Below are 9,771 nucleotides of genomic sequence, written 5' to 3'. Positions count from 1 at the left end.
CCAACTGATGGCATGACGTAGTTCAAGCGCGCCGCGCACGGCGGCGCGCATCTTCAACCAAGGGTATGAAGAGCAATGGATTTGTCGGGTTTAATTGTTCAGCTCCTTAATGGGCTGGCTGAAGCATCGTCTCTGTTTCTGGTTGCCGCGGGCCTGTCGCTGATTTTCGGCGTAACCCGCATCGTCAACTTTGCGCATGGCTCACTCTACATGCTTGGGCTGTATGTTGCGTATACGCTGGTTCAGTCCGTCGGACAGACGCCCTTGGGCTTCTGGGCCGGCCTCATAGCCGCGGCGCTGCTCATCGGCGCGCTGGGCGCGGCCATCGAAATCATTCTGCTGCGGCGTATTTATCGAGCGCCTGAGCTCTTCCAGTTGCTGGCCACTTTCGCACTGGTGCTTATCTTCAATGATGCGGCCCTGTGGCTGTGGGGTCCAGAAGACCTGCTCGGGCCGCTGGCTCCGGGGCTTAATGGGTCTTTTATGATCCTGGGCCGCTACTTCCCCTGGTATGACCTGGTTCTTATCTTCATCGGCCCACTCGTGCTGGGCCTGTTGTGGCTGCTTCTGACGCGTACCCGCTGGGGCACGTTGGTTCGGGCGGCCACGCAAGACCGCGAGATGCTGGGCGCTTTGGGCGTTAACCAGGCCTGGCTCTTCACCGGCGTGTTCGCTTTGGGCGCCTTTTTGGCCGGCCTGGGCGGCGCGGTGCAGATTCCTCGTGTGCCGGCCAACCTTACGCTGGACATCAGCGTAATCGGAGACGCCTTCGTCATCGTTGTCGTGGGTGGTATGGGCTCCATTCCGGGTGCGTATATCGCCGCCCTGCTTATTGCCGAGCTCAAGGCGTTGTGCATTGCGCTGGGCACCGTCACCGTCGGCGGCGTCAGCTTCGCCTTTCCGAAACTGACGCTGGTGGTTGAGTTCATCTTCATGGCCATCGTACTTATCTTCCGGCCGTGGGGGCTGTTCGGAAAGCCGCAAGGACACAGTCGAAACTCGGCGCCCATCGAAGCGCCCCTGCGTCGCTCAACGATGCCGTTCAAGGCGTTCATAGCCGTGCTGATGGCCGGCCTGATCATCATTCCCTTGCTGTCCGACTGGTATCCGTACGCGCCGGTGCTGATGCTCGACATCATCATCGCGGCCCTGTTCGCCCTTAGCTTGCACTTCATGATGGGGCCGGGCGGCATGAACTCGTTCGGTCATGCGGCGTATTACGGCCTGGGTGCGTACGGTGCTGCCCTATTGTTCCGAGAGGCGGCGTTTTCGATGGGATGGGCGATTGCCACGGCACCCATCATTGCAGGTATCGGCGCCCTGGTCTTCGGGTGGTTTTGCATTCGGCTCTCGGGTGTTTATCTGGCCATGCTTACACTGGCCTTTGCGCAGATCGTCTGGTCGATTGTGTTCCAGTGGGACAACTTCACCGGCGGCTCGAACGGGCTTATTGGCATATGGCCTCCGTCCTGGCTCGAAGGCGATACGTTTTACTACTTCGCCTTGGCAGTCGTGTTCGCAGCGGCGTTGCTGTTACGGCGAATCTTGTTCTCGCCATTCGGCTACGCCATGCGATCGTGCCGTGATTCCGGCCTTAGGGCAGACGCCGTCGGCATCAACGTCAAGCGCGTGCAATGGATCACATTTGTGGTTTCGGGCGTGTTTGCCGGCCTTGCGGGCGCTCTGTTCGTGTTTTCCAAAGGCAGCGCGGCACCCGAAGTCATTTCCATCAGCAAATCGGTCGATGGTTTGGTAATGGTGCTGCTGGGCGGGGTGCAAACCCTAATCGGGCCGATAGTGGGCGCGGCCACCTTCAAGGTGCTCCAGGATTACTTCCTGGGCGCCACCGAGTATTGGCACGCCATGTTCGGCGGAGTCATTTTGATTCTCGTACTGGCCTTCCCGCAGGGCATCGCCGGGTATATCAGGCAAGTCTTCGAAGGCTTTGAAACCAGCCGCCTGAAGGTCAAGGAGAAAGCGGCATGAGCCTGCTCGAAGTTAAAAATCTTTCCAAGAAATTTGGTGGCAACCTGGCTGTAGACGACATCAGCTTCGATCTCCACCAAGGCGAACTGCTCGCCCTCATAGGCCCGAACGGAGCCGGAAAAACGACCACCTTCAACATGGTGAACGGTCAGTTGCCGGCCACTGCGGGTTCTGTGCGGCTGCAAGGCACCGAGCTTATCGGCCTGGCGCCGCGCAAGATCGCACATATGGGGGTGGGCCGCACTTTCCAGATCGCGGCAACCTTCGCCTCGCTGACCGTGGTCGAAAACGTGCAGATGGCCTTGCTCTCGCATCACCGAAGAATCTATTCCTTTCTTTCAGTTGCGGCAAAGCAGTATCGCGACGAGGCGCTCGAGCTGCTATCTCAAGTGGGCATGGCCTCTCAGGCCGACCGCCCCTGCAGCGAGCTGGCCTACGGCGACGTCAAAAGGGTGGAACTTGCCATGGGCCTGGCCAACGACCCCAAGTTATTGCTAATGGATGAGCCCACCGCCGGCATGGCGCCCAGAGAACGCAACGACCTCATGGCGCTTACTAAGCAGCTGGTTGAACAGCGCAATATGGCGGTATTGTTCACCGAGCACAGCATGGACGTCGTGTTCGCTTATGCCGATCGCATGATCGTGCTGGCGCGCGGCAAGCTGATCGCCGAGGGCGATGCCAATCACATTCGCAACCACCCGAAGGTGCAGGAGGTTTATTTCGGCACAGGGAAAACCTTCGAGAAGAAACAGACTGCACAGGCAACGACATGAATCACACCGGCAACACGATTAATCAGCCCTTGCTCGAAGTATCCGGGCTTAACGCTTGGTATGGTGCGGCGCATATATTGTTCGACGTAAGCCTCAATGTTGGGCGGGGCGAGGTTGTGGCGCTGATGGGACGCAACGGCGCGGGCAAATCAACCACGTTCAAGTCGATCATGGGGCTGATGGCCAAATGGAAGGGCGATGTCGCTTTCATGGGTCAGCGGGTAACGGGGCAGCAGCCCTTCGAAATCGCCCGATCAGGCCTGGGCTTTGTTCCCGAAGACCGGCGCGTGTTCACCGATCTTACTGTTACCGAGAACCTCGAAGTGGGGCGCCAGCCCGCGCGCAAATGGCCCGACGGCACGTCGGCGCCGACCTGGACACCCCAGGAGCTGTACCAGCTTTTTCCCAATCTGGGTGCCATGCAAGATAGGCCGGGCGGCTACATGAGCGGGGGCGAGCAGCAGATGCTGACGGTGGCGCGCACTTTGATGGGCAATCCGTTCCTGGTGCTGCTCGACGAGCCGTCCGAGGGGGTGGCGCCTGTGATTGTCGAGCAGATGGCTGCGATGATCGTGGCTCTCAAAGAGCAGGGGGTCAGCATCCTATTGTCGGAGCAGAACGTGCACTTTGCTGAACTCGTTTCAGATCGGGTGTATGTGCTCGAAAAAGGCCAGATCCGCTACCAGGGGTCGATGCAAGAGCTGGCAGAAAACGAAGAAGTTCGGCGGGCTTATCTGACCGTGTAAGAGCGGATCGCTTTGTGGCCAGCCCCTTGTTAATTGAGTAAGTTGTAGCGCTTTAAGAATATGCCTTCACTCACGCGGGAATTCACATCCAAGCACATGAAGGGCGCTGCATGTCCATACTTAAAGTGGTACGCGCCAATTTAAGATAATCAGAGCCAGGCTGGGGCATATAGCTAAAATTTGTGCGTTCGGCATACGCCGGGTGCTGACGAACGCACAAATTTTAGCTATATGCCCCAGCCTGGCGGCTTAGAAACCACGCCGTCTACTCGCGTAAATCTCGCACTTTCTCTGTCAGCCCTTCCCAAGCCGGCTCATCCGGTGCGAACCTCATGCGCAAATACTCGAGCAGGGTCACCAACTGCTCATCATTCATGCTGTCTGCAAACCCCGGCATATACCCTAGCTCGGCCATTGCCGGATTATCGATGCCATGCAGCAATATCTGGATGGCATTATCGGGATGTTCGCTATGCAGATTCGTATTAAGCGCCAGCGAAGGCCGTGAGCCAAACAAAGGAGGGCCTTCGCGCGCATCATGGCAGACCGCGCAGGCGCCCTGGAACAGGTTCTCGCCGGCCAGCGACAGCACACGCTGATCGTTGCGGCTTTGCTCTTCCAGGCGGGCCGCTTGCAGCGCCGGAGCGACGTCGGTGGCGGGCTGCGCCGCCAGGGTGCCCAGATAATGCGCAACGGCGCGCACGTCCTGGTTGGGCAGCTCGGCCATGCTTTGCACTACAGGTGCCATCGGCCCCGAAGCCACTCCGTGTAAAGGCGAGTAGCCGGTACGCAGGTAACGGTAGAGCTCTTCTTCCGTCCAGGGGATAGGGGCCTTCGATAGCGCATTAAGCGCAGGGGCTTCCCAACCTTCTGCGAACCCACCTGCCAGAAAATGCTCGCCCGTTCTTTCAGCGCCCAGCGCATTGCGTGGAGAGTGGCATGCCGCGCAGTGACCCAGCCCTTGCACCAGATATGCGCCGCGGTTCCACAATGTCGTTTGCGAAGGGTCGGGCTGGTAGACCTCGTTCTTGTGGAAGAGCACATTCCACCCTGCCAGCAATGGACGCGCGTTATACGGAAACGGCAGCTTGGTGGGTTCGACCTGGTTCCTTACCGGCTCTTGCGTCATTAGATAAGCGTACAGCGACTGCATGTCGGCATCCGATATCTTGGCGAACGCAGTGTACGGAAAGGCCGGGTATAAGTGCCGCCCATCGCGATGTATGCCCTGGCGCATTGCGCGCTCAAATGCCGCGTAAGACCAGGCGCCGATACCGGTTTCCTTGTCGGGTGTAATGTTGGTGGTGTATATCTTGCCAAATGGCGTGTCCAGCCCCAGGCCCCCGGCGTTTGGAGCGCCGCCTTCGGCCGTGTGGCACACGAGGCAATCTCCGGCAGCCGCGACGAGACGGCCGCGTTCAATGGCTGCCGCAGAATAGATGGAGGTGTCCACATTCGCTACAGGCGCAATGGCCGCGCGCCACGGCATGGCAGCCACGAGCATGCTGCCCACGGCGGCCGCCATGCCGCCCAGCAAAGCGTATGCGGTTCGTTTGCTGCGTCGGTTCTTGCCTTCGAGCCCAAGCCGTTGTTTCAGATTTTCGGCATTGAAGGGCGGCTGCCGAAGCCGTATCCCGGTCGCGTCATGGATGGCGTTGGCGATGGCTGCGGCGGCGGGCAATTCCGCTTCGTGGCTCCAGGCCAAACCCACCGGTCCGATTTGCACCAGTTGCACTTCGGTGGCAGCTTGGGCAAGCGGGAAACCGGTTTCGGGTGTTGCCCAAGCGTCGTGGCCCGCAGCCTGTTGCAGCCAGTGCGAAGCAGCCTTGCGTATGTCCGCCTCAATTTGGGGTGCGGCGGAAGATTCTGCTGTAGCGGTATTGTGCCCGACCGTCAGCCCGGTAAGGTCAATGGCGCCTGTGGCAGGATCGACACGGATATCAGCCACCCAGGCGGACCAGACTTCCCGAGGAGGCTGCTGGGACTGATCGATGACGTGTGCGTAGGCGAAGCCGCGGCCTTCATGGGCTTGCTGCTCGACCCTTTCGGCTTGACGCTGCCAATTGGCCCGCGCTGCAACCGAGGCGACCAATTCTCGGCCGGTGGGGTCCTGGATGAGGTCCAAGCGCGTCTGCACGGGATCTTGCCCGTGTAGTGCGCAGGCCTCATCAATGAACGACTCGTGTGCGAATACCTGAGCAGCTGCCGGCAGACCCAGTGTGCCGGCGTCGAGCCCGGGGCCATCGGGGTCATGTTCAAAGCGCGCTTGCACCGCATAGTCGTCGATACGCACGACTTGCTCAGGAGAGTGACGAGTTTCAAACCCGCAAAGCAAAGCTGCGATCGAGGGCCGATACGCCGGTGCGACAGAAGACGATACGACAAGATCAGAGAGCGACAACGAGGGCGCGCCGCTGTTGGCATGACGTGGTTCGGGGGCCTGCCCGGACGGTTTTGTTGTGTCGTGCGCTTGTCTGGAGCGGCTTATGTTTGCCGAGACGTCAATATGAACAGCGTTCGCGCTGAAAGTATCGAGTTCTTGTTGGACGCGTACCGGTCGATCGCAAAAGCACGCAAGCACGGCGGCGTCCGCCGCCACGTCGTAGCCTTCCGCATCTGTTTGTCCGTTGGCGATGACGTTGACGGACTCTTCGGGCAAGCTGCATAGTTGCGCCAGTTCGCGACGCAGCGCGTCGGGGTGGCGCGTACAGGTCCAGACGACGAGCGTTTGGCCTAAGCGGTGGGCAACAGCCCATGCTAAAGCCTGCTGCCGTGAAGCAGGCCAGGTATAAGTATGGGCGAGTTGTGCGTGGCCGCTGGCCGTTGGGGTGGTTTGCGTGCTTGCTGCGCTGGGTCCGGACAGCCGGGGCCTGGACACTGTCTGTGGCTGCGACGCATCAGTTGGCGAAACAGGCGTGGCCCAGCTGGGATGCAGGCGGGATCGGCCTTGCAATGCTTGCGCATGTTGCGAGGCGACCACGCCGATAAAATCGTTTTGCACCACCACGCGAATAACACCGGGCAGGCTTTGTGCCGGTTCTGCATCCAGGTGGTTGAGGCGGGCGCCAGTATAGACAATACCGTTCCAGCCGAGGGCAGGAGGACGCAAGGTGACAGCATGTAGCACATGGCCCGCGGGTGGGGGCGCGACGCTGCCCGAACCGGCAAGCGATGGAGCGCTTTGGCAAGGGCCTGATACCGGCGCCCTCATGAGTCGGAGTGCGCCGCCTGCAGGGCGGCCGCCATGATTTCCACATGTGTGCCGCAACGGCACAGGTTGAACTTGAGCTCGTTGCGAATCTGCTGTTCGGTGGGGTGTGGTTGTCGGTTGAGCAGGGCCTGCAAGGTCATGATCATGCCATTGATGCAATAACCGCATTGTGCGGCTTGCTGGTCAATGAAAGCCTGTTGAATGGGGGCGGGTTTGTCTGGGGTTCCCAAGCCTTCTAGCGTGGTGACTTGATGGCCCGCCACCCCTTTGATCGGTATGACACATGAGCGCGCGGCGACGCCGTCAACCAATACCGTACAGGCCCCGCATTCGCCCAGGCCGCAGCCAAACTTGGGGCCGTTCAACTCAAGATCGTTGCGCAGTATATAAAGCAACGGCGTGTCTGGTTCGACCTCGATCGAATGTGTCTGGCCGTTGACGAAAAGGGAGAAAGTCTGGGTTCGGCGATTCATGCTCTTGTTCTGTTCAAATACACGTGGGTTGCCGCTTCTATTAAAGTGTATGCGCGTTAACTTTTTAGGTAAAGCGCTTGTTCTTCAACTGAGAGCAAGGTTTAAGCGGTCCAAGCGCTTGGACTGTAAAACTTTATGCCGGGGTAGGGGTTTACCCTTGGCTTCAGAATAAGGAACGGGGTTGAATCTTTATTTTCAGCCCATATTGGAGTACTGTGGAAATCTAACGTGTGCGTTGAATAACCGGCTCAGTTCCGCCCTGCGCGCCGTCGTTCCTTTTCCATACAGGGTGTTGCCCATGTCGTTCGCCCAGCCCAAAGAACAGCTCCAGGCCTTGTTTGGCCGCCCGGATACTTTGCTGATAACGCGCGCGCCGGGCAAGGTGGCAAAGCCGCCGCCTAGACAGCCGGGCATTGCGTCCGACTACGTCCAGCCCTACGACGATATTTTCATTGCATTGTTGCCCGAAGGGCGAGTTTTGGCCTTCAACGGCCACGTCGACCTGGGCACTGGTATACGCACCGCCTTGGCCCAGATCGTGGCCGAAGAGCTCGAAGTGAATTTCGACTGCGTTGAAATGGTGTTGGGCCACACTTCGGCCACTCCAAATCAGGGGCCCACCATTGCAAGCGCCACGGTGCAGATATCCGCCGTACCACTGCGCCAGGCTGCGGCCCAGGCCAAGCGCCACCTGCTTGAGCGTGCCGCAGCTCAGTGGGCGACTAGCCCCAATACGCTCACGGTGAATAACGGCGTCGTCACTGCGCCCGATGCAAGGTCAACCACTTATTGGACGTTGCTTCACGGTGATCAGATACGCCTCGAGATCGACCCTCAAGTTCCCATAAAACCCGCTGCTGCTTATAAGCTGATCGGCAAGCCCATTCCCCGAGTCGACATTCCCGCGAAGGTGACAGGCCGGCTTATTTATGTGCACGACGTGCGCGTACCCGGCATGTGGCACGCACGAGTGGTTCGTCCACCTTATGTGGGCCGTGACAGCGGCGATTTCGTCGGAAACAGCCTGATTTCCATCGACGAGTCTTCAGTCCAGCATATTGCGCCTGATATCCGCGTCGTGGCCATTGGCGATTTCGTTGCGGTTGCCGCTCAGCGCGAAGAGCACGCCATCAAGGCGGCCAAGGCCTTGAAAGTGGTCTGGAAGCAGCCTCCCGACCTGATCGATCTGGCCGACCTTGAAGCCGCCGTGCGCGCTCAGCCATACCAAGAGCGTGTTCTGCTCGAGCAAGAAAAGGTGGGTGCCGAAACGGCCGTCGGCGCGATGCTGAGCCGCAGCTATGTGTGGCCATTCCAGATGCATGCTTCAGTAGGGCCTTCGTGCTCGGTGGCCGATTATCGTGCGGGCCACGTGCGGGTGTGGTCTGGAAGCCAGAACCCGCATATGTTGCGTGTCGAGCTTGGCCGCTTGCTTGAGCTTGACGAGGGCGAGATCGAAATCATCCGCATGGAAGCTTCCGGCTGCTACGGCCGCAACTGCGCCGATGATGTCGGCGCCGACGCTGCGCTGGTATCGCGCGCCATCGGGCGCCCCGTGCGGGTACAGCTTAGCCGCGAGCAAGAGCATGGTTGGGAACCCAAGGGCGCGGCCCAGGTCATGGATATCACCGGCGGCTTGGACGCACACGGAAACTTGCGCTCTTACGATTTCCTGACACGCTATCCGTCCAACGACGCGCCTACGCTGGCCTTGCTGCTTACCGGCTTCACCAGCGCCGAGCCCCGCATGCTCGAGATGGGCGACCGCACTTCCGTGCCGCCCTATCGTTATCCCAACATGCATATTGCTTGTCATGACATGGCCGCCTTTGTGCGCTCGGCGTGGTTGCGCGGCGTGTCGGCGTTGCCCAATTCGTTTGCACACGACTCGTTCATTGATGAGCTGGCGGTCGAGGCGGGCCGCGACCCTGTCGAGTTCCGCTTGAAGCATCTAAACGAGCAGCGCGCGCAAGATGTGCTGGCCGAGACGGCACGCCATGCAGGTTGGCAAATGGGCCACCAGGGTTCGCGCGGTCGGCTGGATGAAAACGGCATGTTGCATGGGCGCGGCGTGGCATATGCCCGATATACGCACAGCCGGTTTCCGGGTTTTGGCGCCGCATGGAACGCATGGATCGTGGATGTTTCAGTACACGCCGCCAGCGGACGGGTTACGGTTACCCGTGTCGTGGTGGGCCAAGACACCGGCATGGTGGTCAACCCAGACGGGGTCCGTCATCAGATTCACGGCAACATCATCCAGATGCTTAGCCGCAGCCTCAAAGAAGAGGTGGCTTTCAACGCCAAGGGTGTGGTTGATCTAGAGTGGGGCGCGTACCCCATCATGCCGTTTACGGATATTCCGCCCATCGAAGTACTGCTGCTTGACCGTCAAGACGAGCCCCCCATGGGGGCCGGTGAATCGTCGTCGGTGCCGGCGCCGGCAGCCATTGCCAATGCCTTGTTCGACGCCACGGGCCGGCGGTTTCGCAGCGCGCCTTTTACGCCTGACAAGGTGCTGCGGGCGCTTGAAGAGCCTGAGGTCGCCGAAGCCTTGACCTGATCGGTTTGGGCAATTTGGA

The 9,771-nt window shown here is 59.8% G+C and carries 6 protein-coding genes; 4 read left to right on the top strand and 2 right to left on the bottom strand.

From position 1 onward, the window contains the following. Positions 1–75: 75 nt before the first annotated feature. From ACIY1O_RS03980 to ACIY1O_RS03970, 3 genes are read left to right on the top strand one after another with little or no spacing between them, the layout of a single operon-like run. A complete protein-coding gene (locus tag ACIY1O_RS03980) occupies positions 76–1,986 on the top strand; it encodes an ABC transporter permease (RefSeq protein WP_397473784.1) in 1,911 nt (636 codons plus the stop codon). After that, positions 1,983–2,762, top strand: a complete 780-nt coding sequence (locus ACIY1O_RS03975; RefSeq protein ID WP_397473783.1) for an ABC transporter ATP-binding protein — start codon at positions 1,983–1,985, stop codon at positions 2,760–2,762. Before ACIY1O_RS03980 ends, ACIY1O_RS03975 begins: the two co-directional genes overlap by 4 nt. Then, a complete protein-coding gene (locus ACIY1O_RS03970) occupies positions 2,759–3,508 on the top strand; it encodes an ABC transporter ATP-binding protein (RefSeq protein WP_397473782.1) in 750 nt (249 codons plus the stop codon). The genes ACIY1O_RS03975 and ACIY1O_RS03970 overlap by 4 nt, the downstream gene beginning before the upstream one ends. Before the next feature lie 265 nt (positions 3,509–3,773). Here ACIY1O_RS03970 and ACIY1O_RS03965 read toward each other — a convergent pair whose 3' ends face one another. After that, entirely contained in the window at positions 3,774–6,719 is a 2,946-nt protein-coding gene (locus ACIY1O_RS03965) for a c-type cytochrome (protein ID WP_397473781.1), read from the bottom strand. Further along, positions 6,716–7,192 (bottom strand): (2Fe-2S)-binding protein, encoded by a 477-nt coding sequence (locus tag ACIY1O_RS03960; protein ID WP_397473780.1) that lies wholly within the window; start codon positions 7,190–7,192, stop codon positions 6,716–6,718. Before ACIY1O_RS03960 ends, ACIY1O_RS03965 begins: the two co-directional genes overlap by 4 nt. A 298-nt stretch (positions 7,193–7,490) precedes the next feature. Here ACIY1O_RS03960 and ACIY1O_RS03955 point away from each other — a divergent pair, with 298 nt between their 5' ends. Continuing rightward, entirely contained in the window at positions 7,491–9,752 is a 2,262-nt protein-coding gene (locus ACIY1O_RS03955) for a xanthine dehydrogenase family protein molybdopterin-binding subunit (protein ID WP_397473779.1), read from the top strand. Positions 9,753–9,771: the final 19 nt, after the last annotated feature.

Origin of the sequence: Pusillimonas sp. (genome assembly GCF_044464525.1) — a bacterium.
GTDB lineage: Bacteria > Pseudomonadota > Gammaproteobacteria > Burkholderiales > Burkholderiaceae_B > Pusillimonas.
Note: the sequence above shows the minus strand (reverse complement) of the source record. Positions and strands in the feature narration are given on the sequence as shown.